General features: G+C 64.8%; 23 protein-coding genes. 12 read left to right on the top strand and 11 right to left on the bottom strand.

All coding sequences use genetic code 11. The annotated features are described in order from the left end of the window. Positions 1–10: 10 nt before the first annotated feature. Positions 11–625, top strand: coding sequence for a TetR/AcrR family transcriptional regulator (locus AC0J42_RS02255; RefSeq protein WP_416422044.1), 615 nt, complete (start codon positions 11–13; stop codon positions 623–625). Positions 626–776: 151 nt separating this feature from the next. On the opposite strand, the gene AC0J42_RS02250 is transcribed toward AC0J42_RS02255, so the two are convergent. Beyond that, positions 777–1,550: a phasin family protein gene (locus AC0J42_RS02250; protein WP_416422043.1), complete on the bottom strand. Its 774-nt coding sequence runs from the start codon at positions 1,548–1,550 to the stop codon at positions 777–779. Positions 1,551–1,560: 10 nt separating this feature from the next. Continuing rightward, positions 1,561–1,998 carry a phasin family protein gene (locus AC0J42_RS02245; RefSeq protein WP_416422042.1) on the bottom strand — a complete coding sequence of 146 codons (438 nt, stop codon included), beginning with the start codon at positions 1,996–1,998 and terminating at the stop codon, positions 1,561–1,563. A gap of 225 nt (positions 1,999–2,223) precedes the next feature. Between AC0J42_RS02245 and cptA the strand changes: the two genes are divergently transcribed. Further along, a complete protein-coding gene (gene cptA / locus AC0J42_RS02240; protein ID WP_416422041.1) occupies positions 2,224–3,957 on the top strand; it encodes a phosphoethanolamine transferase CptA in 1,734 nt (577 codons plus the stop codon). Between the two features lie 85 nt (positions 3,958–4,042). On the opposite strand, the gene AC0J42_RS02235 is transcribed toward cptA, so the two are convergent. Beyond that, on the bottom strand, positions 4,043–4,321 hold the full coding sequence (locus AC0J42_RS02235; RefSeq protein ID WP_473005140.1) for a polyhydroxyalkanoic acid system family protein: 279 nt from the start codon (positions 4,319–4,321) through the stop codon (positions 4,043–4,045). A 137-nt stretch (positions 4,322–4,458) separates the two neighbouring features. Here AC0J42_RS02235 and ubiE point away from each other — a divergent pair, with 137 nt between their 5' ends. From ubiE to AC0J42_RS02185, 10 genes are all read left to right on the top strand, one after another. After that, positions 4,459–5,229 carry a bifunctional demethylmenaquinone methyltransferase/2-methoxy-6-polyprenyl-1,4-benzoquinol methylase UbiE gene (ubiE, locus tag AC0J42_RS02230; protein ID WP_416422039.1) on the top strand — a complete coding sequence of 257 codons (771 nt, stop codon included), beginning with the start codon at positions 4,459–4,461 and terminating at the stop codon, positions 5,227–5,229. Beyond that, entirely contained in the window at positions 5,229–5,852 is a 624-nt protein-coding gene (locus tag AC0J42_RS02225; RefSeq protein WP_416422038.1) for a ubiquinone biosynthesis accessory factor UbiJ, read from the top strand. Before ubiE ends, AC0J42_RS02225 begins: the two co-directional genes overlap by 1 nt. Then, entirely contained in the window at positions 5,849–7,453 is a 1,605-nt protein-coding gene (ubiB, locus tag AC0J42_RS02220; RefSeq protein ID WP_416422037.1) for a ubiquinone biosynthesis regulatory protein kinase UbiB, read from the top strand. Before AC0J42_RS02225 ends, ubiB begins: the two co-directional genes overlap by 4 nt. A 72-nt stretch (positions 7,454–7,525) precedes the next feature. Further along, positions 7,526–7,927: a phosphoribosyl-AMP cyclohydrolase gene (gene hisI / locus AC0J42_RS02215; protein ID WP_416422036.1), complete on the top strand. Its 402-nt coding sequence runs from the start codon at positions 7,526–7,528 to the stop codon at positions 7,925–7,927. Next, a complete protein-coding gene (locus AC0J42_RS02210; protein WP_416422035.1) occupies positions 7,920–8,258 on the top strand; it encodes a phosphoribosyl-ATP diphosphatase in 339 nt (112 codons plus the stop codon). The genes hisI and AC0J42_RS02210 overlap by 8 nt, the downstream gene beginning before the upstream one ends. 23 nt (positions 8,259–8,281) lie before the next feature. Next, on the top strand, positions 8,282–8,548 hold the full coding sequence (locus tag AC0J42_RS02205; protein WP_416422034.1) for a twin-arginine translocase TatA/TatE family subunit: 267 nt from the start codon (positions 8,282–8,284) through the stop codon (positions 8,546–8,548). 4 nt (positions 8,549–8,552) lie between these two features. Then, positions 8,553–8,969 carry a Sec-independent protein translocase protein TatB gene (gene tatB / locus AC0J42_RS02200; RefSeq protein WP_473005139.1) on the top strand — a complete coding sequence of 139 codons (417 nt, stop codon included), beginning with the start codon at positions 8,553–8,555 and terminating at the stop codon, positions 8,967–8,969. Next, positions 8,966–9,754, top strand: a complete 789-nt coding sequence (gene tatC, locus AC0J42_RS02195; RefSeq protein ID WP_416422032.1) for a twin-arginine translocase subunit TatC — start codon at positions 8,966–8,968, stop codon at positions 9,752–9,754. The genes tatB and tatC overlap by 4 nt, the downstream gene beginning before the upstream one ends. Beyond that, a complete protein-coding gene (locus AC0J42_RS02190) occupies positions 9,751–10,458 on the top strand; it encodes a 16S rRNA (uracil(1498)-N(3))-methyltransferase (RefSeq protein WP_416422031.1) in 708 nt (235 codons plus the stop codon). Before tatC ends, AC0J42_RS02190 begins: the two co-directional genes overlap by 4 nt. Before the next feature lie 186 nt (positions 10,459–10,644). Continuing rightward, entirely contained in the window at positions 10,645–12,225 is a 1,581-nt protein-coding gene (locus AC0J42_RS02185) for a methyl-accepting chemotaxis protein (protein WP_416422030.1), read from the top strand. Between the two features lie 134 nt (positions 12,226–12,359). Here the strand turns inward: AC0J42_RS02185 and AC0J42_RS02180 are convergent, their stop codons facing one another. The 8 genes from AC0J42_RS02180 to srmL form a co-directional block, all read right to left on the bottom strand. Beyond that, positions 12,360–13,094 (bottom strand): amino acid ABC transporter ATP-binding protein, encoded by a 735-nt coding sequence (locus AC0J42_RS02180; protein WP_473006804.1) that lies wholly within the window; start codon positions 13,092–13,094, stop codon positions 12,360–12,362. After that, on the bottom strand, positions 13,087–14,049 hold the full coding sequence (locus AC0J42_RS02175; protein ID WP_416422028.1) for an amino acid ABC transporter permease: 963 nt from the start codon (positions 14,047–14,049) through the stop codon (positions 13,087–13,089). The genes AC0J42_RS02180 and AC0J42_RS02175 overlap by 8 nt, the downstream gene beginning before the upstream one ends. A gap of 69 nt (positions 14,050–14,118) precedes the next feature. Next, positions 14,119–14,916: a transporter substrate-binding domain-containing protein gene (locus AC0J42_RS02170; RefSeq protein ID WP_416422027.1), complete on the bottom strand. Its 798-nt coding sequence runs from the start codon at positions 14,914–14,916 to the stop codon at positions 14,119–14,121. A 222-nt stretch (positions 14,917–15,138) separates the two neighbouring features. Beyond that, positions 15,139–17,718, bottom strand: coding sequence for a glucans biosynthesis glucosyltransferase MdoH (gene mdoH / locus AC0J42_RS02165; RefSeq protein ID WP_416422026.1), 2,580 nt, complete (start codon positions 17,716–17,718; stop codon positions 15,139–15,141). After that, positions 17,711–19,444: a glucan biosynthesis protein G gene (locus tag AC0J42_RS02160; RefSeq protein ID WP_416422025.1), complete on the bottom strand. Its 1,734-nt coding sequence runs from the start codon at positions 19,442–19,444 to the stop codon at positions 17,711–17,713. Before AC0J42_RS02160 ends, mdoH begins: the two co-directional genes overlap by 8 nt. Before the next feature lie 266 nt (positions 19,445–19,710). Then, positions 19,711–20,148: a D-aminoacyl-tRNA deacylase gene (dtd, locus tag AC0J42_RS02155; protein WP_416422024.1), complete on the bottom strand. Its 438-nt coding sequence runs from the start codon at positions 20,146–20,148 to the stop codon at positions 19,711–19,713. Further along, positions 20,145–21,116, bottom strand: a complete 972-nt coding sequence (gene pip / locus AC0J42_RS02150) for a prolyl aminopeptidase (RefSeq protein ID WP_473005138.1) — start codon at positions 21,114–21,116, stop codon at positions 20,145–20,147. Before pip ends, dtd begins: the two co-directional genes overlap by 4 nt. Before the next feature lie 155 nt (positions 21,117–21,271). After that, positions 21,272–22,405: a PheS-related mystery ligase SrmL gene (gene srmL, locus AC0J42_RS02145; protein ID WP_473005137.1), complete on the bottom strand. Its 1,134-nt coding sequence runs from the start codon at positions 22,403–22,405 to the stop codon at positions 21,272–21,274. Positions 22,406–22,560: the final 155 nt, after the last annotated feature.

Here is a 22,560-nt window from a genome sequence, read left to right as displayed (position 1 = left end):
AAGAAACCGGATGAAAACCCGCGACCGTATCCTGGCGTGTGCCCTGCAGCTGTTCAACCAGCAGGGCGAACCCAATGTCTCGACCATGGAGATCGCCAATGAAATGGGGATCAGCCCCGGCAACCTCTACTACCACTTCCACGGCAAGGAGCCGTTGATACTGGGGTTGTTCGAGCGTTTCGAAGATGAGCTGACACCGCTGCTGGACCCACCCGAACACGTGGAACTCAGCGCCGAGGACTACTGGCTGTTCCTGCACCTGATCGTGGAGCGCATGGCCCAGTACCGCTTCCTGTTCCAGGACCTGTCCAACCTGGCCGGGCGCCTGCCCAAGCTGGCGCGCGGCGTGCGCAGCCTGCTCAACGGCATCAAGCGCACCCTGGCCTCGCTGCTGGCCAGCCTCAAGGCCCAGGGCCAGGTCACCAGCGACACCCAGGCCCTGGGGCAACTGGTGGAGCAGATCACCCTGACCCTGGTGTTTTCCCTGGACTACCAGCGCATCCTGGGCCGCGACGGCGAGGTGGGCGTGGTGGTGTACCAGATCATGATGCTGGTGGCCCCGCACCTGCACCCCGAGCCGAGGCACGCCGCCGAACGCATCGCCCTGCGCTACTTGGAGGGCTGACGCGGCATCCTGTGGGAGCTGGCTTGCCAGCGAGTTGTTGGGGCCATAAAAGCTCGCTGGCAAGCCAGCTCCCACAAGACAGTTGCTGCTACGGAGGCAAATAAAAACGCCCGGCCTTTGCGGGGCCGGGCGTTTGGTCAGCCTGAGGCTATCAGGACTGCGGGGCGCTTGCCGGGGCCGACGCGCTGCTTGGCGCTGGCGCTGACGGGGCGGCGGCGCTGTTGGCGGTGGACGCCGGGGCAGCGCTGGCGGCCGGACCGGCCGGCTTGGCGGCTGCCGGTTTTTTCACCGCAGGCTTTTTCGCCGCCGGCTTGGCAGCAGGCTTGGCGGCGGCCTTGGCGGCAGCGACTGGCTTGGCGGCTGCCTTGGTGGCGGTCTTGGCCGCTGCCGCGGTTTTCGCCGCAACTGGCTTGGCCACCGCCTTGGTGGCGGCCTTGGCGGTGGAAGCGGCCTTGGCCAGCGGTTTGGCCGCAGGCTTGGCAGCAGCGGTGCGGCTGGAGATCGGCGTCACCGACTGCCCGGTGAGCTTCTCGATCTGCTTGGTCAGGGTATCGACCTTGCTGTGCAGCTGCTTCACTTCCAGGCGGCTAGGCACGCCCAGGCGCGAAATGGCGCTGTTCAGGCGCTTGTCGAACGCTTCTTCCAGCTCGCTCCACTTGCCCAGCGCGCGTTCTTTCACATCGCCCACCCGCGACTTGGCGGTCTTGGCGGTGGACTTCACCGAGTCCACGCCCTTGTCGACTTCTTCCTTGGCCTGTTGCTCGGCTTTTTCGCCGTCCTTGACCAGGTTCTCGAAAAGCTTACTGCCGTCATTGCTGATCTTCGAGTAAGCGCCCAAACCAGCCAGCCAGATCTGACGCGAGTATTTTTCTACTTCGCCGACCCAGGAGCTGCCTTCTTTCTCAACCTTCTTCTTGCCAGCCATCCTGCTCTCCTTAATGTTTGCGCTCGACACGTTGAAGCAATGCCGTCAGCTCATCGAGCTTAGCAGAGAGTGTCTCAACGTCATGCCGGGACGGGATGCCGATGCGGTTCAAGGCACTGGCTACCCGGGAATCAAATGCGCTTTCGATGCGATCGAGCTGCAGCTCGACCTTGCCCTTCACGGACTTGAGCTCGGCCTTCACCTCGCCCTTCACTTCGGCGATCTCGGTGTTGGCGGCCTTGATCTCGGCGTCGATCTTTTTCTTGCCGGTCTTTTCCACGTCTTCACCGGTCTTGATCAGCTCCTTGATGTAGCTGACGCCTTCCTTGCCGGCCTTGGCGTAGGCACCGATACCGGCCAGCCAGATCTTGCGGGCGTAGGAACGAACCTCACCGGCGGCGTGTTCCGCCGGAACCTGGACCTTCTTCTTCAGGATCGCTTTTGCCATGGTGCACCTCATGCTTGTAAAGAGGGAGGATTGCCCACCCGACCACAGGGCATAGGCACACCTTAATGACAAAAATTAGAATGCTCACCCTAAGCACCAAAATCCGTTTGTCACGAAATATTCAGGGTTTTGACAAAAAACTCACATATGACGTCGTAGCATGCGTGTCGTTTTTGATTTCGGGCAGCTGACTCCGGCGCCTGATCGCCGAGAGTTGGAACCCACATGACCACCGCATCCCCCGCAGTTGCCCGCCGCGCCCGCACCGATTGGGCAGGACTGGGCTGGCTTTTCCTGTTCTTCTGGTACTTCTCGGGCGTGACCCAGGCGCTGATCCTGGCCGCCGGCACCACCGGTTTCCAGGGCTTCCGTGACGCCTTCTTCCTCAGCGCCCTGTGGCTGATCCCGGTGCTGCTGTTCCCTTCGCGCACCAAGGTAATCGCCGCGGTCATCGGCATCGTGCTGTTCCTGTGCTCGCTGGGCAGCCTGTTCTACTTCCTGGTGTACCACCAGGAGTTCTCCCAGAGCGTGATCTTCATCATGTTCGAGTCCAACAACGCTGAAGCCGGCGAGTACCTGGGCCAGTACTTCCAGTGGTGGATGGTGCCGACCTTCCTGCTCTACGCGGCGGTGCCGGTGTTCATCTGGACCCGCCTGCGCCCGGTGCGCATCAGCACCACCAAGGCCATCGCGGTGAGCCTGGCGCTGATCCTGGGCCTGGTGGTGTGGCCGCTGGTGAAGGCGGTGAAGAAGAAAGGCGGCTTCGAGAACGGCATGGAAAACTTCCAGGGCCGCATGGAGCCTGCGGTGCCGTGGCAGCTGGTGATCGGCTACAACAACTACCTCAAGCAGCTGGACGGCATGCAGGACATGCTGGCGCTGGACGCGAAGATCCCGCCGCTGACCAACCTCAAGGACACGGCTGCCGGCCAGCCGTCCACCCTGGTGCTGGTGATTGGCGAGTCGACCAACCGCGGCCACATGAGCCTGTACGGCTATGGCCGTGACACCAACCCCGAATTGAGCAAGATGCGCGACCAGCTGAGCATCTTCAACGACGTGGTCACCCCGCGCCCCTACACCATCGAGGCGCTGCAGCAGGTGCTGACCTTCGCCGACGAAGAGCACCCGGACCTGTTCCTGAAGACGCCGTCCATCGTCAAGATGATGAAGCAGGCGGGCTACAAGACCTTCTGGATCACCAACCAGCAGACCCTGACCAAGCGCAACACCATGCTCACCACCTTCTCTGCGCAGGCGGACGAGCAGTCGTACATGAACAACAACCGCAACCAGAACGCCCGCCAGTACGACGGCGACGTGATCGAGCCGTTCACCAAGGCCCTGGCCGACAGCGCACCGCGCAAGCTGATCGTGATCCACCTGCTGGGCACCCACGTCAGCTACCAGTACCGCTTCCCGCCAGAGTTCGACAAGTTCAAGGACAACGTCGGCGTGCCGCCGTCGATCACCGGCGAACGCCTGCAAACCTACAACGACTACGACAACGCGGTGCTGTACAACGACTTCGTGGTGTCGAGCCTGATCAAGAACTACCAGGCCGCCGACCCGAACGGCTTCCTGCTGTACCTGTCCGACCACGGCGAAGACGTGTACGACTCGGGCGACCACACCAACCTGGGCCGCAACGAAGGCAATCCGACCTCGGCCATGTACACCATTCCGTTCATGGTCTACGCCTCGCCGAAATGGAAGGCTGACCACGCGTGGGGCTTCCAGGGCGACGCCAACCGGCCGTACAGCACCCAGAACCTGATCCACACGTGGGCAGACCTGGCGGGCCTGAGCTTCAACGAATGGGACCCGACCAAGAGCATCGTCAACGACAAGTTCGTGGCGCGCCCGCGCTTGATCGGCGACCCGTACAACCCCAAGACCCTGCGTGACTACGCCACCATCGCGCCCAAGGCCGACGGCACCGCCGTAGTCCAGAAGTAACCAAAACCCCTGTAGCAGCGGCCGCAAGGCCGCGTCACAGGCACCGCGCAAGCCGCTGACGCCGCCTGGCGGCAGCTGCTACGGGTCAGCCTACCAGCGCTTTATCCAGCGCCTTCTCGATCTCGCCCTTGATCGACGAGCCCATGATCGACAGCATCATGCCCAGCTTCAGGTCCACGCGGATGGTGTCCTCACCGATGCGGATGGTACCGCTGGCGCCGCTACGCTTGACCTCCACCACATCCCCGTCCCACCGGGCCTGCAGGTCATATTCCCTGGCCAGCTTGTCCACCAGCACCTCGGCTTTCTGCCGGGCCGCATCGCGCCCAAGGCCATGTTTGCGCTCAACGCTGATTTGCGTCATCCAACCAGTCCCGCTCAAGTGATAATGCTGGCTATAGTAGCGCGGTTGCGCTTCCAAGCCATCTGCGACCAGCCTTGCCAAGACAAAGCCGGCCATGGGGATTAGAATGGCCAGTAATTTTTTCCGGTGACAGCGATATGACCGATCAGCGCAAAGCCAGCGATGCCGAACCTACTACCCACTTCGGCTACAAGAACGTGCCCGAAAGCAAGAAGGCCGAGAAGGTCGCCGAGGTATTCCACTCGGTAGCGGCCAAGTACGACCTGATGAACGACGTGCTCTCGGGCGGCATGCACCGGCTGTGGAAACGCTTCGCCATCGAACTGTCGGGCGTGCGCAGCGGCAACCGCGTGCTGGACATCGCCGGCGGCACGGGCGACCTGACCCGCAAGTTCTCCCACCTGGTGGGCAGCAGCGGCGAAGTGGTGCTGGCCGACATCAACGAATCCATGCTCAAGGTAGGCCGCGACCGCCTGCTGGACCTGGGCGTGGCCGGCAACGTCAAGTTCGTCCAGGCCGACGCCGAGAAGCTGCCGTTCCCGGACAACTACTTCGACTGCGTGACCATCGCCTTCGGCCTGCGCAACGTCACCCACAAGGAAGACGCCATCGCCTCGATGCTGCGCGTGCTCAAGCCAGGCGGCCGCCTGTTGGTGCTGGAGTTCTCCAAGCCCACCAACAAGTTCATGTCCAAGGTGTACGACGCCTATTCGTTCGCATTCATGCCCCTGGCTGGCAAGCTGATCACCAACGACTCGGAAAGCTACCGCTACCTGGCCGAATCGATCCGCATGCACCCGGACCAGGAAACCCTGAAGTCGATGATGGTGCAGGCCGGCTTCGACCGCGTCACCTACCACAACATGACCTCGGGCATCGTCGCCCTGCACCGCGGCATCAAGCCCTGATGCTGTACAGCGGCCTGATCGCCAGCGCCGAACACGGCCTCAACCGTGTGCTGCGCCTGGACAGCACGGCGCTGCCACGGCTGGCGCGCCTGGCCGGCAAGGTGATCGAGATCGATTGCCTGATGCCGGCCATGAAACTGTTCATCCTGCCCAGCGGTGAAGGCCTGATGCTGGCCAGCCAATGGGCGGCGCCGGCCGACTGCGTGCTGCAGGCCCCGGCCAGCAGCCTGGCGCAATTGGCGGTGAGCCGCGACAAGACCGCCGTGCTGCACAGCCCGCAAGTGGACCTGGCCGGCGACAGCGCCGTGCTGCTGGAACTGGTGGCGGTGCTGCAGGACCTGGAACTGGACTGGGAATACGAGCTGCAACGCTGGCTCGGCCCGGTGGCCAGCCAGCTGGTTAGCGGGCACCTGCGCCGCGACGCCAGCTGGGTGCGCAAGGGCCTGTCCAGCCTGAACCAGAACATGGCCGAATACCTGGCCGAAGAAACCCGCACCCTGGTGGGCAAGCACGAAGCCGAAGCCAGGTTTGCCGAAATCGACGAGCTCAAGCTCGATGTCGAACGCCTCGAAGCGCGCCTTGAGCGCCTCGCCCGATCCCTCAAACCTAGCGATAACGCATGAAGCTGCTTGCCGTCCGCCGTTTGTTGCGCATTCAGCGCGTCGTGATCCGCTACCGTCTCGATGACCTGTTATTCGCCCTCCCCCTGCCGTGGTTTCTGCGCATCACGCGCTTCGCCATGCCCTGGCGCTGGCTGCCGCGCAAGCGCCTGGAGCTGACCCGTGGCGCCGCCCTGCGCCTGGCGCTGCAGGACCTGGGGCCGATCTTCATCAAGTTCGGCCAGCTGCTGTCCACGCGCCGCGACCTGTTGCCCGAAGACATCGCCGACGAGCTGATGCTGCTGCAGGACCGCGTGCCGCCGTTCGACCCGCAACAGGCGATCAAGCTGATCGAAGAGCAACTTGGCAAGAAGATCGTCGAGGTGTTCAGCCGCTTCGACGTCGAACCGCTGGCCTCGGCCTCGGTGGCCCAGGTGCACTCGGCGCAGCTGCGCAGCGGCGAGGAAGTGGTGGTCAAGGTGGTGCGCCCCGGCCTCAAGCCGGTCATCGGCCAGGACCTGGCGTGGCTGTTCCTGCTGGCCCGCTGGGCCGAGAAGTTCTCGGCCGACGCACGCCTGCTGCACCCGGTGGACGTGGTCGCCGACTACGAGAAGACCATCTACGACGAGCTTGACCTGCTGCGCGAGGCGGCCAACTCCAGCCAGCTGCGGCGCAACTTCGAAGCCTCGGACATGCTCTACGTGCCCCAGGTGTACTGGGACTGGTGCCGCCCCAAGGTGCTGGTGATGGAGCGTATCTACGGCATCCAGGTCACGGACCTGGCCACCCTGGCCGACCAGCGCACCGACATGAAGCTGCTGGCAGAGCGCGGCGTGGAGATCTTCTTCACCCAAGTGTTCCGCGACAGCTTCTTCCACGCCGACATGCACCCGGGCAACATCTTCATCAGCACCGTGGCGCCGTGGAGCCCCAAGTACATCGCCATCGACTGCGGCATCGTCGGCAGCCTCACGCCCGAGGACCAGGACTACCTGGCGCGCAACCTGTTTGCGTTCTTCAAGCGTGACTACCGCCGCGTGGCGCAGCTGCACATCGACTCGGGCTGGGTGCCGGCCGAGACCAAGCTCAACGAGTTCGAGGCGGCGATCCGCACCGTCTGCGAGCCGATCTTCGAGAAACCGCTGAAGGACATCTCCTTCGGCCAGGTGCTGATGCGCCTGTTCCAGACCGCGCGGCGCTTCAACATGGAAGTGCAGCCGCAGCTGGTGCTGCTGCAGAAGACCCTGCTGAACATCGAGGGCCTGGGCCGCCAGCTGTACCCGGACCTGGACCTGTGGAGCACCGCCCAGCCGTTCCTGGAACGCTGGATGCGCGAGCGCATGAGCCCCAAGAGCCTGTTCCACAACGTGCAATCCCAGGTAGAGCAACTGCCGCACCTGGCCAACATGACCCGCGACCTGCTGGAACGCATGTCGCAGCCCCACGCCAAGGACGCCCCGCCGCCCTGGCAACAGCCACGCGAACAGCGCGTGCTGCGCGTGGTGGGTGGCGCCCTGCTGGCCGGGGGTGCGACACTGGCCGCCACCGGCGGCGCCATTGACAGCCTGGCCGCGTGGCCCGCGTGGATCATGCTGGCCGCGGGCCTGTACCTGGTCGCGCGTTGATAGCCAGCCGCCCATCGGGGTGGCACACTAGTGAGGAGTTCGAGCTGATCGAACTCGTTGTCGGAGTCAAAAATGAAAGACTGGCTGGACGAGATCAACTGGAACAGCGACGGCCTTGTCCCGGCCATCGCCCAGGATCACAAGACCGGGCGCGTGCTGATGATGGCCTGGATGAACCGCGAGGCGCTGGCCCTGACCGCCGCCGAGAACCGCGCCATCTACTGGTCGCGCTCGCGCGGCAAGCTGTGGCGCAAGGGCGAGGACTCAGGCCACGTGCAGCACCTGCACGAAATGCGCCTGGACTGCGACGCCGACGTGATTATCCTGATGGTTGAACAAGTGGGCGACATTGCCTGCCATACTGGTCGTCAGAGCTGCTTCTACCGCGTCTACGAGAACGGCGGCTGGCAAACCGTCGACCCCGTGCTCAAGGACCCGAAAGCCATCTACCAGCCAGGACACTCCCATGACTGACAGCACCCTGACCCGGCTCGCCGAGGTACTGGAGTCGCGCAAAGGCGCCGAGCCAGACAGCTCGTACGTCGCAAGCCTGTACCACAAGGGCCTGAACAAGATTCTGGAAAAGGTCGGCGAAGAGTCGGTCGAGACCATCATCGCCGCCAAGGACGCCGCCGTCAGCGGAGATTACAGCGATGTCATCTATGAAACCGCCGATCTGTGGTTCCATAGCCTGGTCATGCTGGCTGCGCTGGGGCAACACCCGCAGGCCGTCCTGGATGAACTGGACCGCCGCTTCGGGCTTTCCGGCCACGCCGAAAAAGCCGCCCGCCAGCCTTCTGCATAACGTATCGAACGAGGAATTACCCCATGGGTCTCTTTGACTGGAAACACTGGATTGTCATCCTGATTGTCGTGGTACTGGTGTTCGGTACCAAGAAACTGAAAAACCTGGGCACCGACGTCGGCGAGTCCATCAAGGGCTTCCGCAAGGCCATGAACGACGACGAAAAGCCCGCCGACCAGCCGGTGCCACCTGCCCAGCCAGTGCACCCGCAGGCCACCTCGCCCCTGAGCCAGCCGCACACCATCGATGCCACGGCCCAGAAAGTCGAAGACCCCATCAGGAAAGACTGAAGTCATGTTCGGGATCAGCTTCAGCGAATTGCTTCTGGTGGGCCTGGTGGCCCTGCTGGTGCTCGGCCCCGAGCGCCTGCCGGGCGCCGCCCGCACCGCCGGCCTGTGGGTAGGCCGGCTCAAGCGCAGCTTCAATGCCATCAAGGCGGAAGTGGAACGTGAAATCGGCGCCGACGAGATTCGCCGGCAGCTGCACAACGAGCACATCCTCTCGCTGGAACAGGAAGCGAAGAAGATCCTCAACCCGCTTGTGCAGCCCGCGCAGCCACCGGTGGTACAGCCACAACCTGCGCAGGTGCCTGAACCTGCGCCTGTGCACGCCGAACCTGCACCGGCCGCCCCGGTGCATGCCTCGCCCGAGCAAGTCCCCGGCGCCCACACGCCGCCTCACGATCCGACCCAGCCGCCGCGAGCCCCATGAGCGAAATTCCCGAAAACGACCAGCCCATGCCGCTGGTCTCGCACCTCACCGAGCTGCGAACCCGCCTGCTGCGCTGCGTAGCGGCGATCTTCGTCATCTTCGCCGCGCTGTTCGCCTTCACCCAGCAGATCTACACCTTCGTGTCGGTGCCGCTGCGCGAATACCTGCCGGCAGGCGCGACCATGATCGCCACCGACGTGTCGTCGCCGTTCCTGACGCCGCTGAAGCTGACCATGATGGTCTCGCTGTTCCTGGCCATCCCGGTCATCCTGCACCAGATCTGGGGCTTCATCGCGCCCGGCCTGTACAAGCATGAGAAGCGCGTGGCAGTGCCGCTGCTGATCTCCAGCATCCTGCTGTTCTACTGCGGCATGGCCTTCGCGTATTTCCTGGTGTTCCCGCTGATCTTCAAGTTCTTCGCCTCGGCCACCCCGGCCGGCGTGCAGATGATGACCGACATCACCAGCTACCTCGACTTCGTCATGACCCTGTTCTTCGCCTTCGGCGTGGCCTTCGAGATCCCCGTGGCCGTGGTGCTGCTGGTGTGGATCGGCGTGGTCGACGTCAAGCAGCTGAAGAAGATGCGCCCGTACGTGATCATTGGCTGCTTCGTGGTCGGCATGCTGCTGACCCCGCCGGACATCTTCTCGCAGACCCTGCTGGCCGTGCCCATGTGGATGCTGTTCGAGATTGGCGTGCTGTTCGGCGGCCTGGTCAGCAAGCGTGGCGACCATGAAGAAGACGCCAGCGACCACAACGACCAGCCGCCAGCGACCCAGGCGTGAACCTGCTGTTGCTCGAGGAGGCCGATTTCATCGCGGCCGACCGGGTGGTCCTGCGCGACCGCCGCCTGAAGCACATGCAGGAAGTACACGGCGTGGCCGTGGGCGACAGCCTGCGCGTGGGCCGCATCAACGGCCTGATGGGCCGCGCCGAGGTGCTGCGCCTGGAAGCCCGCGAAGCCGAACTGCAGGTTGTGCTGGACCAGCCGCCGCCGGCCAAGCTGCCGCTGACCCTGGTGCTGGCCCTGCCGCGGCCGAAAATGCTCCGGCGGGTGTTCCAGACCGTAGCCACCATGGGCGTGGCCAAGGTCATCCTGGTGAACAGCTACCGGGTGGAGAAAAGCTTCTGGCAGACGCCCTTCCTGCAGCCCGACGCCATTCGCGAGAACCTGGTGCTGGGCCTGGAGCAGGCGCGTGACACCGTGCTGCCGGAAATCATCATCGAGAAGCGCTTCAAGCCCTTCGTCGAAGACCGCCTGCCGGCCATCGCCGACGGCACCCTGGGCCTGGTCGGCCACCCCGGCGATCACCCGCCCTGCCCCCGCGGCCTGAGCGAGCCGGTGACCCTGGCAATCGGCCCGGAAGGCGGCTGGATTCCCTACGAGGTCGAGCTGCTGGGCAAGGCGGGCCTGAACCCGGTGCAACTGGGCGAGCGCATCCTGCGCGTCGAGACTGCCGTCACCGCGCTGCTGGCGCGTTTGTTCTAGCGCGATTTTGTGGGAGCTGGCTTGCCAGCGAGCTTTTGAGCTGTCCTCCAAAAGCTCGCTGGCAGGCCAGCTCCCACAAATGCCCGTAAAAGTCCGATCCACGGTATTACAGATCCTAGGCACAGGGCCGATACAGAGGCACGCTAATGGCAAAACGCCCTGTCTGCTCGCTAGGAGTGCAAGCGCATGTATCGTTGGATGCAATACCACCTCGGGCACATCGGTGTGCAACGCAAGTTGATGCTGGGCTTCGGCCTGGTGCTGGCCATGACCCTGCTCACCTTCACCGCCGGCTGGAACGGCCTCGGCGCGCTGATCGAGCGAGGCAACAAGCTCAACAGCATTGCCACGGTCAGTGACCTGACCCGCGACCTGCGCATTGCCCGCCTGAGCGTGGCGAACGAGAACGGCAGCATCGAAGGCGTGCTGGCGGTGCTGGGCAAGCTCGACACCCAGTTGGCCAGCGCACACGCGCTGCTCACTTCTCCCGAGGACGTGGAACGGCTGGAGCGGCAGATCAGCGCCACCCGCGACTACCGCCAGACCGTCACCGAGCTGGACCAGGCGCGCAAGGCCAATGACCCGCAGCGCGACACCGCGCCGCTGTTCAAGCGCCTGGCCGATGATGGCAGCGTGCTGCTGGACATGAGCGCCGAGCTGACCCGCTCGCAAACCGCCAAGCGCGACACCGACGCCACCAGCGCCAGGCAATGGCTGGCGGGCAGCGCGCTCATGGCCCTGGTGTTCAGCGTGCTGGCCGGTTTCGCCATCACCCGCCAGGTGGTGCGCCCGCTGCACGCCACCCTGAAAATCATGGATGAGGTGGCCGCCGGCGACCTCACCCACGCCCACACCGTGGACCGCAGCGACGAACTGGGCCAGCTGCAGAACAGCCTGCAGCGCATGACCGTGGGCCTGCGCACCCTGATCGCCGGCATCAGCGACGGCGTCACCCAGCTGGCCAGCGCCGCCGAGGAGCTGTCGGCGGTCACCGAGCAGACCAGCGCCGGCGTCACCAGCCAGAAAGTCGAGACCGACCAGGTGGCCACCGCCATGAACCAGATGGCCGCCACCGTGCAGGAAGTGGCGCGCAACGCCGAACAGGCCAGCGAGGCCGCCGTAGCCGCCGACCAGCAGGCCCGCGAGGGCGACCGGGTGGTGAGCGAGGCCATCGAGCAGATCGAGCGCCTGGCGGCCGAGGTGGGCCATTCCACCGAGGCCATGGGCCACCTCAAGCGCGAAAGCGACAAGATCGGCGGCGTGCTGGACGTGATCAAGTCCGTGGCCCAGCAGACCAACCTGCTGGCCCTCAACGCCGCCATCGAGGCCGCCCGCGCAGGCGAAGCCGGCCGTGGCTTCGCCGTGGTGGCCGACGAGGTGCGCAGCCTGGCCCAGCGCACGCAGAAATCCACCGAAGAGATCGAGCAACTGATCGCCGGCCTGCAAAGCGGCACCCAGCAAGTCGCTACCGTGATGGACAACAGCCGCAGCCTCACCGACAGCAGCGTCGAACTGACCCGCCGCGCCGGCAACTCGCTGGAAAACATCACCCGCACGGTATCGACCATCCAGAACATGAACCAGCAGATCGCCGCGGCAGCCGAGCAGCAAAGCGCGGTGGCCGAAGAGATCAACCGTAGCGTGCTGAACGTGCGGGATGTCTCGGACCAGACCTCGGCGGCCAGTGAAGAGACGGCAGCGTCGAGCATCGAGCTGGCGCGGTTGGGCACCCACCTCCAAGGCCTGGTAGGCCGCTTCCGAGTCTAACCCCGTAGCAGCTGCCGAAGGCTGCGTCAGGGCCATCCGCGGCGCCTGCAGACGCCGCCTGGCGGCAGCTGCTACGGGGCATCCGCGTAGCAGCTGCCGGAGGCTGCGTCACGGCGGCCATGGGGTGGGGGTGGTTACAGCACCTGGCGCAGGAACGCCTGGGCGCGGGGGTCGCGGGGGTTGCTGAAGAATTGCTCGGGGGGCGAGTCTTCCAGCAGTTTGCCGTGGTCGAAGAACAGCACGCGGTGCGCCACTTCGCGGGCGAAGCCCATTTCGTGGGTGACGCAGATCATGGTCATGCCTTCCAGCGCCAGGGTCTTCATCACGTCCAGCACTTCGCCGACCATTTCCGGGTCCAGGGCCGAGGTGGGCTCGTCGAACAGCATCACCTTGGGGTCCATGGCCAGCGCGCGGGCGATGGCCACGCGCTGTTGCTGGCCGCCCGACAGGCGCGACGGGAATTCATTGGCCTTCTGGCCAATGCCCACCTTGTCCAGCAGCATGCGCGCCTTTTCCTCGCGCTCCTTCTTGCTGCGCTTGCGCACGATCTTCTGCGCCAGGCACAGGTTCTCAAGCACCGTCATGTGCGGGAACAGGTTGAAGTGCTGGAACACCATGCCCACTTCGCGGCGGTAGGCGTTGATGTCGGTTTTCGGGTCGGCCAGGGACAGGCCGTCGATGCTCACGGTGCCGGCGTCGAACTGCTCCAGGCCGTTCAGGCAGCGCAGGAAGGTGGACTTGCCCGAGCCCGAAGGCCCCACCACCACCAGCACTTCGCCCTTGGCCACCTGCGTGGTCACGTGGTCCACCGCGCGCACCACGTGGCCACGGGTGTCGAAGACTTTCACCAGATCACGAACTTCAATCACTTTGTGCAAGCCTCCGCTCAAGCCGGCTGGCAAAGTGCGACAGCGGCAGGTTGATCAGCAAATACAGGGCCGCCACGCAGAACCAGATCTCGAACGTGGAGAACGAGGTGGTGATGGCTTCGCGGCCGGCCTTGGTCAGTTCGGTGATGGAGATCACCGACACCAGCGAGGTGTCCTTGACCAGGCTGATGAACTGCCCGGCCAGGGGCGGCAGCACGCGTTTGAACGCCTGCGGCAAAATCACATGGCGCATCGACTGGCCAGCGCTCAGGCCCAGCGAACGGGCCGCCTCGCCCTGGCCCCGGGCGATGGACTGCACGCCGGCACGCACAATCTCGGCCACGTAGGCGCCGGTGAACAGCGCCAGCGCCGCCACGCCGGCGAACTCGCGCGACAGGTTGAGCACGGTGCCGATGAAGAAGTAGAAGATGAACAGCTGCACCAGCAGCGGCGTGCCGCGCACCAACTCGACGTACACCGTGGACAGGTCGCGCAGGGTGGGGTTGCCGGACAGGCGGCACAACCCGGCGACCAGGCCAATGAACAGGCCGATCACCCCCGACACCACCGAGATCCACACCGTGGCCCACAGGCCCCAGGCCAGCGGCCCTGCGGCCCAGTGGCGGGTGACGCCTACCGGGTCACCTTCGGAGATATCGTCGCCCTGGGACACTCTCACGCTGTCCTGGGCCACGGTCAGCACCTGCTGGTCGCCGTCCTCGTCCTTGAGCGTCACCCGGGTCATGCTGCCCTGGGCGTCGATGGCCTCGACCGTGCCGTTGCCAGTGGCGCGCTGCACGTCTTCGGCCTGGTAGGCGAAGTACTGCGGCACGCGGCTCCAGCGCCACTCGTAGGAAATCAGCGAAGTCGCGTAAAACAGGGTGACAGCCAGGCCCACCAGGACCAGCGCCGTCAGCCCGTGCCAGGGCCACTGGGCTTTCTTGTGTTTGATCACTACTGCCTTTCCGTAAATGCGAACGCGCGGGCAAGCCCGCGCGCTGGTGTCAGACAAGGACGACTGGGGTTATTCCATGTCCTTGAGCCACGTGGTGCTCTTGAACCACTTGTCGTGAATGCGATCGTAGGACCCGTCTTCGTGGGCCTGGCGCAGGAAGTTGTTGATGAAGTTCAGGCTGTCGTAGTCGCCCTTCTTCAGGCCGAAGGCCAGCGGCTCGTAGGTGAACGGCTTCTCCAGGTACACCAGCTTGCCGTTGCCGGCCTTGTCGACGGCCACCACGTTGTAGGGCGAGTCGTAGACGAAGGCGTCGGCCTTGCCGTTGACCACGTCCATCACCGCTTCCTGCTCGTTGTCATAGCCGTGGTACTGGGCCTTGGACATCAGCTTGCGCGAGACCATCTCGCCGGTGGTGCCGACCTTGGAGGTCAGGCGGTACTGGGGATCGTTCAGGTCTTTGTAGGACTTGATGGTGCCTTGCAGCTCCTTGCGGATCAGCAGGGTCTGGCCGACCACGATGAAGGGGTCGCTGAAGTTGATGCGCAGGTTGCGTTCCTGGGTCAGGGTCAGGCCGCTGCCGATCAGGTCGAACTTGTCGGTCATCAGCGCCGGGATGATGCCGTCGAGGCTGGTGGACACCAGCTCCAGCTTCACGCCCATGGACTTGGCCATGGCCTTGAGCAGGTCGACTTCGAAGCCGATGATCTCGCCGCGCTTGTCGGTCATCTCGAATGGCATGTAGGTAGGGTCCATGCCCACCCGCAGCGTGCCGCGCTTGACCGCGTCATCGATGGCGCCCGCCTGGGCGGAACCCACTGCGCCCAGCGCCATGACGCCCAGCAGCAGCATCGACAGATACTTCTTCATCACCAAGTCCCCTAACTAACGCGTTGCAACGTGCTCGCGCGTGTCAATTCAGGGCGCCGCACATCGGGGGCGCACCATTTCGGGGTGCGATCCTAACGTACTCGTCTGGTAGTACAAGTGCTGAAGAGGGATTTAATGCGCAAAGGTCGACAGAAAGTGACCGTTGGCAGTGTTTCCAGAGGTTTCCAGCTGCCCCGGGCAGTGCGCCCGGGGCCTTTGGAATCACGCGTTGGCCAGGGCTGGCGGCGTGGATGAGTGCGGTTGCAGCGGCAGCAGCGGCGAATGCGGGTCCGCTTCCAGCGACTGGCGCCAGGCGCCGAGCCAGGCATCGTTGCCCTCGCTCCAAACCAGTGCATGCAGGCGTGCCAGCGCCACCGGGTCGCTGAGCAGGTGCAGGCGGGTGTTGCCGTCCAGCTTCAGCGGGCCGACGCTGAGCGCCTTGCGAATACGCTCCTCGCGCAGCGATTCGATCGGCGCCACCGAACGGTGCCGGGCAGTGGCCAGGGCGCAAGCCAGGGCGTTCTGCTGCGGGTCCACCACGGCGCGGATGAAGCCATCCTTCAGCGCGTGCCAGCGGTTTTCATGGGTGTACTGGTCGGTGGAGATCAGCTCCTGCGGCGTGTCGTATTCCTCGGGGATGAGGAACAGCTTCTCGTCGCGGGCGCTGAGGCCCAGGTTGGTGCGGCTGGAGATCACCGACACCGGGATCGACAGCATCAACGAACCGACGATAGGCGTCAGCCACCACAGGAAGCTTGGGTTCAGCCAGCACACCAGCAGCGCCCACAGGAAGCCCAGCAGGGTCTGCGGGCCGTGGCGGCGCACGGCTTCGCTCCATGGCGTGGAGTCGTCGTCACGCTGCGGCGAGTTCCAGGTAGCGGCCCAGCCCAGGAACGCGGCCAGCACGAACCGGGTGTGGAACAGCATGCGCACCGGCGCCAGCAGCATGGAGAACAGCATCTCCAGCAGCATCGAGATAGTGACCTTGATGCGGCCGCCGTACTCTTTGGCGCCCTTGGCCCAGATCAGGATGATGCTCAGCAGCTTGGGCAGGAACAGCAGCACGATGGTGGTGGAGAACAGCGCCACGGCTTTTTCCGGGTGCCATTGTGGCCACAGCGGGTACAGCTGCCGCGGTTCCAGGAAGTACGCCGGCTCCATCAGCGTGTTCACCGCCAGCAGCGCGGTGGACAGCACCAGGAAGAAGAACCACAGCGGCGCCGACAGGTACGACATCACGCCCGTCAGGAACACCGCGCGGTGCACCGGGTGCATGCCCTTCACCAGGAACAGGCGGAAGTTCATCAGGTTGCCGTGGCACCAGCGACGGTCGCGCTTGAGCTCGTCGAGCAGGTTGGGCGGCAGTTCTTCGTAGCTGCCCGGCAGGTCGTAGGCAATCCACACGCCCCAGCCGGCACGGCGCATCAGCGCGGCTTCGACGAAGTCGTGGGACAGGATGGCGCCGGCGAAGGCACCCTTGCCCGGCAACGGCGCCAGCGCGCAGTGCTCGATGAACGGCTTCATGCGAATGATCGCGTTGTGGCCCCAGTAGTGCGACTCGCCCAGCTGCCAGAAGTGCAGGCCCGCGGTGAACAGCGGGCCGTACACGCGGGTGGCGAACTGCTGCATGCGCGCATACAGGGTGTCCATGCCCGACGCCTTCGGCGCGGTCTGGATGATACCGGCATCCGGGGTGGCCTCCATCAGGCGCACCAGGCTGGTCAGGCATTCGCCGCTCATGACGCTGTCGGCGTCCAGCACCACCATGTAGCGGTAGTCGCTGCCCCAGCGACGGCAGAAGTCGTCGAGGTTGCCGCTTTTACGCTTAACGCGGCGGCGACGGCGGCGGTAGAAGATCTTGCCGAAGCCCTTGGCCTCGCGGCACACGTCCAGCCAGGCCTGTTGCTCGGCCACGGCGATGTCGGTGTCGTTGGTGTCCGACAGCACGAAGAAGTCGAAACGGTCCAGGTCACCGGTGGCGGCTACCGATTCAAAGGTAGCGCGCAGGCCGGCGAACACCCGCGGCACGTCTTCGTTGCAGATAGGCATCACCAGCGCGGTGCGGGCACCGGGCTCGATCGGCTCGTTGCCGGCGCTGGCGCCGGAGATGCGGTACTTGTCGCGCCCGGTCAGCAGTTCCAGGAAGCCCATCAGGGCAGTCCAGAAGCCCGCCGACACCCAGCAGAACAGGATGCCGAACAGAATCAGGATGCTGGTCTGCAGCACGTACGGCAGCACTTGCTGCGCGGTCTGCGCCACGGACTGGTGCAGCACCTCGTCCAGGTCCACGAACGACCAGCCCTGGTAGGGCAGGATGCCTTTCATGTAGTAACCGGCGACGACGGTCTGGCCCAGCATCAGCACCAGCAGGATGTAGCGGCGCATGGAGCCCACCCAGCGCCAGCGCGCCTTGGGCAGCTCGCGCTTGTCGCTGACCGGTTCCGGCGCGCTCTTCTGGCCGGTGACCCGGCGCCACATGCGCACCAGCACGTTGGTGCGCCAAGGCTCCGGGACCACCCGCGTGCGGTTGATCGGCGGCGTGGCCTTGAGCTTCACGCGGCCGTCGGCGTCGACCGAGAGCATCTCGGCCTCTTCCAGTTCAGCGGCGCTGTTGAGGGTCAACCGACGGCCGACCGAGGCCTGGGCGGCCTCGCGCGACTCGTCCGCCGGCTGCGCGGAGAGGTATTCATGCAGCTCGCTGAACGAGTTGCAGCGGGCAAGTTCTGCGCGCTGCTCCTCGCTCAGGGGCAGGTGGGCCAGGTACTCGCCGAGCGACTCTGGCCGGGTCTGTGAATTACTCATCGGAAGGCAACTGGTAGCTCCAGGTTTCGGTCAGTACCTGATCGGGCTTGACCGGCTCCTCGGGGGTGGGCGCAGCCGGGGCAGGCTGCTCGGCAGGCTTGTCGGCCTTGGCATGCTTGGCGTTGGCCTTGGCGTGCTTGGCGGCAGGCTTCTCTTCCTTCACAGGCTCAGCCGGCTTGGCGGGCGGCAGTGGTGCGTCCTTGACCAGTGCGGCGCGCATCTCGACCGACTGTTTAGGATCCTTGACCTTCAGGCGCAGCGTCAGGCGCCAGCCTTTGGTTTCCGGGTTGTAGCGCAGGTTGTTCTCGACCAGGTCGGCGTTGTCGCCAACGCTCACCTGGCTGCGCACCTGGGCGTCTTCCGGCAGGGCGGCGAGCACCGGGCCGGTGAAGTCGATCAGGAAGGCCACGCTGCCGTCAGGCTGGCGGATCAGGTTGGACTGCTTGACGTCGCCGGTGGAACGCAGGGTCTGCTTGACCCAGGCGGTTTCAGGCGAGTGCAGCTGGTCTTCGTTGGAGGTCCAGACCAGGCGGTAGTCGTGGTCCAGGGCCTGGCCTGGCTCCGGCAGTTTTTCCGGGTTCCAGAAGGCAACGATGTTGTCGTTGGTTTCGTCGGCAGTCGGGATCTCGACCAGGTCGACGGTGCCCTTGCCCCAGTCGCCCTTCGGCTCTACCCAGGCGCTTGGGCGCTTGTCGTAGCGGTCGTCGAGGTCTTCGTAGCGGCCGAATTCACGACCACGCTGCAGCAGGCCGAAACCTTTCGGGTTCTCGACGGTGAAGCTGCTCACGGCCAGGTGTTTCGGGTTGTTCAGCGGGCGCCAGATCCACTCGTCGTTGCCGGCATGGATCGACAGGCCGGTGGAGTCGTGCAGCTCGTGACGGTAGTTGAGCACCTTGGACGGCTGGTTGGAGCCGAACAGGAACATGCTGGTCAGCGGGGCGATGCCCAGGCGGCTGACGTGGTCACGCAGGAACACCTTGGACTTGACGTCGACGACGGTGTCTTCACCCGGGCGCAGGGTCAGCTTGTAGGCGCCGGTGGAGCGTGGCGAGTCCAGCAGGGCGTAGATCACCAGGAACTTGTCGGCCGGGTTCGGCTTCTCCACCCAGAACTCGGTGAAGCGCGGGAACTCCTCGCCCGACGGCAGCGCGGTGTCGATGGCCAGGCCACGGGCCGACAGGCCGTAGGTGTGGCCCTTGCCGACGACGCGGAAGTAGCTGGCACCCAGCAGGGTCATGACTTCGTCCTGCTTGTCCGCCTTGTTCAGCGGGTACAGCACGCGGAAACCGGCGTAGCCCAGTTTCTCGGTGGACTTTGGATCGAACTTCAGGTCACCGAAATCGAAACGGGCCGGGTCATATTTGATTTCCTCGACCTTGTCGTTGGCAATTTCGTTGATTTTCACCGGCGTGTCGAAGTGCATGCCCTGGTGGTAGAACGAGAGCTTGAAGGGGGTCTTGTCGTTCGCCCACTCGGCTTTCTCGTTCAGGAAACGAATTTTCTGGTAGTCAGCGAACTTCATGTCCCGGAATTCGGCAGGCAGATTGCTTTTGGGTGCCTCGAATTTCTGCCCGGCAAGATCCTTTGCCTTGGCTGCCACGTCATCCAGGCCAAAGGCCCAGATCTGGCCCGCGCTCAGCAGGCAGAGGAGTGCAGACCCCGTCAACAGCGCGGTGCGTAGGCGCTTGCCTGGGGTTCTTGGTGCATTACAGGGACTAACAATCACGAGCAACCCTCGCCGAAAAACAAATCAAAGAACCAACGGCCAGCGGTCATGTGCCGGGTTGGCGAGCATTGTTCCGACTCCGAAAGGGCGCAATGATTCCCCAGACGGCAAAGACCAAGGCTCAGGTCGGAACAAAATGGATCAACGAACGCTGATCGTCATGGCGCGAGATTATCCAGCAGCCCGCGTTACAACGCATCAGGGTTGGTAAACTTTTTATGCTACAAACTCACCGAAATTCGCGCAAATGAACGTTTTACCGCCACTTATGACTGTAACAGGAACGTAACCGGGCCATCGTTGACCAGGTGCACCTGCATGTCGGCGCCAAAACGGCCACACGCCACGCCTTCGTGCTGCACCCGTGCCTGCGCCAGCAGGTACTCATACAGCTCGGCGCCCAGTGCTGGCGGCGCCGCGGTGGAGAAGCTGGGGCGCATGCCGCTGCGCGTGTCCGCCGCCAGGGTGAACTGCGACACCAGCAGCAGGCCACCGCCCACGTCCTTGAGCGACAGGTTCATCTTGCCCTGCGTATCGGAAAACACTCGATAGTTAAGCAGCTTGTGCAGAAGTTTGTCGGCGCTGGCGCGGGTATCTTCAGGTTCCACCGCCACCAGCACCATCAGGCCCTGGTCGATGGCCCCCACGACCTCCCCCTCGACTTCCACCCGCGCGCTGCTGACGCGCTGCAGCAGCCCCTTCACGCTTCCTCCAGGGGCAGGTCCAGCAAACGCCGGGCCATCTGGTCACAGGCGCGTACCAGGGCGTCGGTGATGCCTGGCTCGGACGCGGCGTGGCCGGCGTCGCGGATCACCTGCAGCTCGCTGTTGGGCCAGGCCTGGTGCAGCGCCCAGGCGTTGTCCAGCGGGCAGATGACGTCGTAGCGGCCATGCACGATCACCGCCGGCAGATGGGCGATCTTCGGCACGTCGCGGATCAGCTGGTCAGGCTCCATGAAGGCGTTGTTCATGAAGTAGTGGCATTCGATGCGGGCGATGGACAGCGCCCGCTGCGGCTCGGAGAAGCGGTCCACCACCAGCGGATTGGGGCGCAGGGTGGCGGTGCGGCCTTCCCAGGTGGACCAGGCCTTGGCGGCGTGCATCTGGGCGATCTGGTCGTTGCCGGTCAGGCGCTTGTGGAACGCGCCGAGCAGGTCATGGCGCTCGTCGGCCGGTATCGGCGCCACGTAGTCCTGCCAGTAGTCGGGGAACATGCGGCTGGCGCCTTCCTGGTAGAACCACTGGATCTCCTGGGGGCGGCACAGGAAGATGCCCCGCAGGATCAGGCCGTGCACGCGTTCGGGGTGGGTTTGCGCGTAGGCCAGCGCCAGGGTTGAGCCCCAGGAGCCACCGAACAGCACCCACTTGTCGATGCCCAGGTGTTCACGGATGCGTTCCATGTCGGCCACCAGGTCCCAGGTGGTGTTGTTCTCCAGGCTGGCATGGGGGGTGGAACGGCCACAGCCACGCTGGTCGAACGTGACAATTCGATACAGGTTCGGGTCGAAATAGCAGCGGCTCTGGGCATCACAGCCGGCACCGGGGCCGCCATGGATGAACAGCACCGGCAGGCCTTCGGGCGAACCACTCTCGTCTACATACAGCACATGCGGCTCTTGCACGGCCAGATCGTGCCGGGCGTAGGGTTTGATCTGCGGGTACAAAGTCTGCATTGCACGCTCCGTAAGGGTGTTGGGTCATCCCTGCTGGGACTTCTGTCATAAGTGCCGTCAGGCATCATAAACCCGAATCGCTTACAGATCATGCCCCCATGGCGTCGAGGGGCATTCCCCCCCTCCATGCGCGGCGCAAACGATGGGCGGGGTGTTCAGCGCTCCAGGCGGTAGCTGCCGCCCGGGAAGCCTTCGTGCAGGGCGTCCTCCAGTACGTCGTAGAGCGCGTTGGCCTGTTCCACCGCCAGTGGCTGGGTGGCGTCGCGCAGGGTGATGCGCAGCAGCAGGTTTTCCTGGCCGGGTACCAGGCCCAGTTGCTCGATGGCCGCCTGGGGCAGCTCGCTGATCGGCCAGCGGCCCCGCAGGGTGATTTCCTCGACCCAGCTGGCGCAGGCGCCGGCGGCCTGCAGGATGCGCTCGGTGAGCACCTCCAGGCTATGGCCGGCCGCCATGGCCACCGAGAGTTCCCGGGTGATGGCCGGCAAGCGCGGCAGCGGTCGCCAGGGCAGCAGGTCGTGCATCTGCGCCGCCGCGCGCTCATCGGGGTCGCGCAGCAGGCGAATGTCGGGAATTCCCTTGCACAGCATGGTCAGCCGGTCCAGGCCCACGCTCAGCGCCAGGCCGCCGTGGCGCGCCGGGTCGATACCCAGGTGCTCGAGCAGGGAGCGGGCGATGCAGCCGCCGGCCATGACCTCGATAGCCCTGTCGTCCCTGATCACGTTTATCTCCACGCCGCGGTCGGTGTAGGCGCTTGGGCGCTCGCGGTGCAGCCACCGCGCGCCGGGAATCGTGCCCTCGAGGATGTCGCCGACCAGCCGCATCAGTTGCTGGCGGCTGGACAGCTGCGGCCCGCCCAGCACCCAGACGTCCATCTGGTGCGGCTCTGTGCAGTGCCAGCGGTCGCGCACGTCGCGCCGGAAGGTGATGCCGGGGGCGGCCAGCAGCAGGGTTTCACCGGGCCAGCGCTTGGCCGCGGCAGCGCGCAGGGCGGGCGGCAGCAGGCAACTGGTGTGGGTGCGCAGCAGTTTCTGGCTGTCTACCCAGCGCGCCTGTTCGCTGTCGAGGATCAACGCTTCGCGGCTGTAGCCCAACAGCCCGTAGTTGTCCTGGGGCGATACCACCTTGGGCCCGCGCAGGGGCGTCGCGGCTGGCCAGCCGCGGTGCTGCAGGCGCTTGAGCACCAGCTCCGCGGTCATGCCCACGGCGTGGGCTTCGAACGGGTCGGTCAGGTCCGGCGTGAGCAGGGCCTGTTCCAGCTGCTGCGGTGTGATGTAGCGATTGCCGGCCATGCCAGTACCCCACTTCCATTTGCGAAGAATGCGGGGGCCAACGTACCGGGGGTGGCGGCGCGGCTCAATGCGAAACCGCGCCGGGGGTGTATTTTCAGAATTGGACTACGGATGCGTCCTACAGGAGCGCTCTTCATGGCTGTGGGAGCTGGCTT

This window comes from Pseudomonas sp. Tav-5-1A (assembly GCF_055755055.1).
Note: the sequence above shows the minus strand (reverse complement) of the source record. Positions and strands in the feature narration are given on the sequence as shown.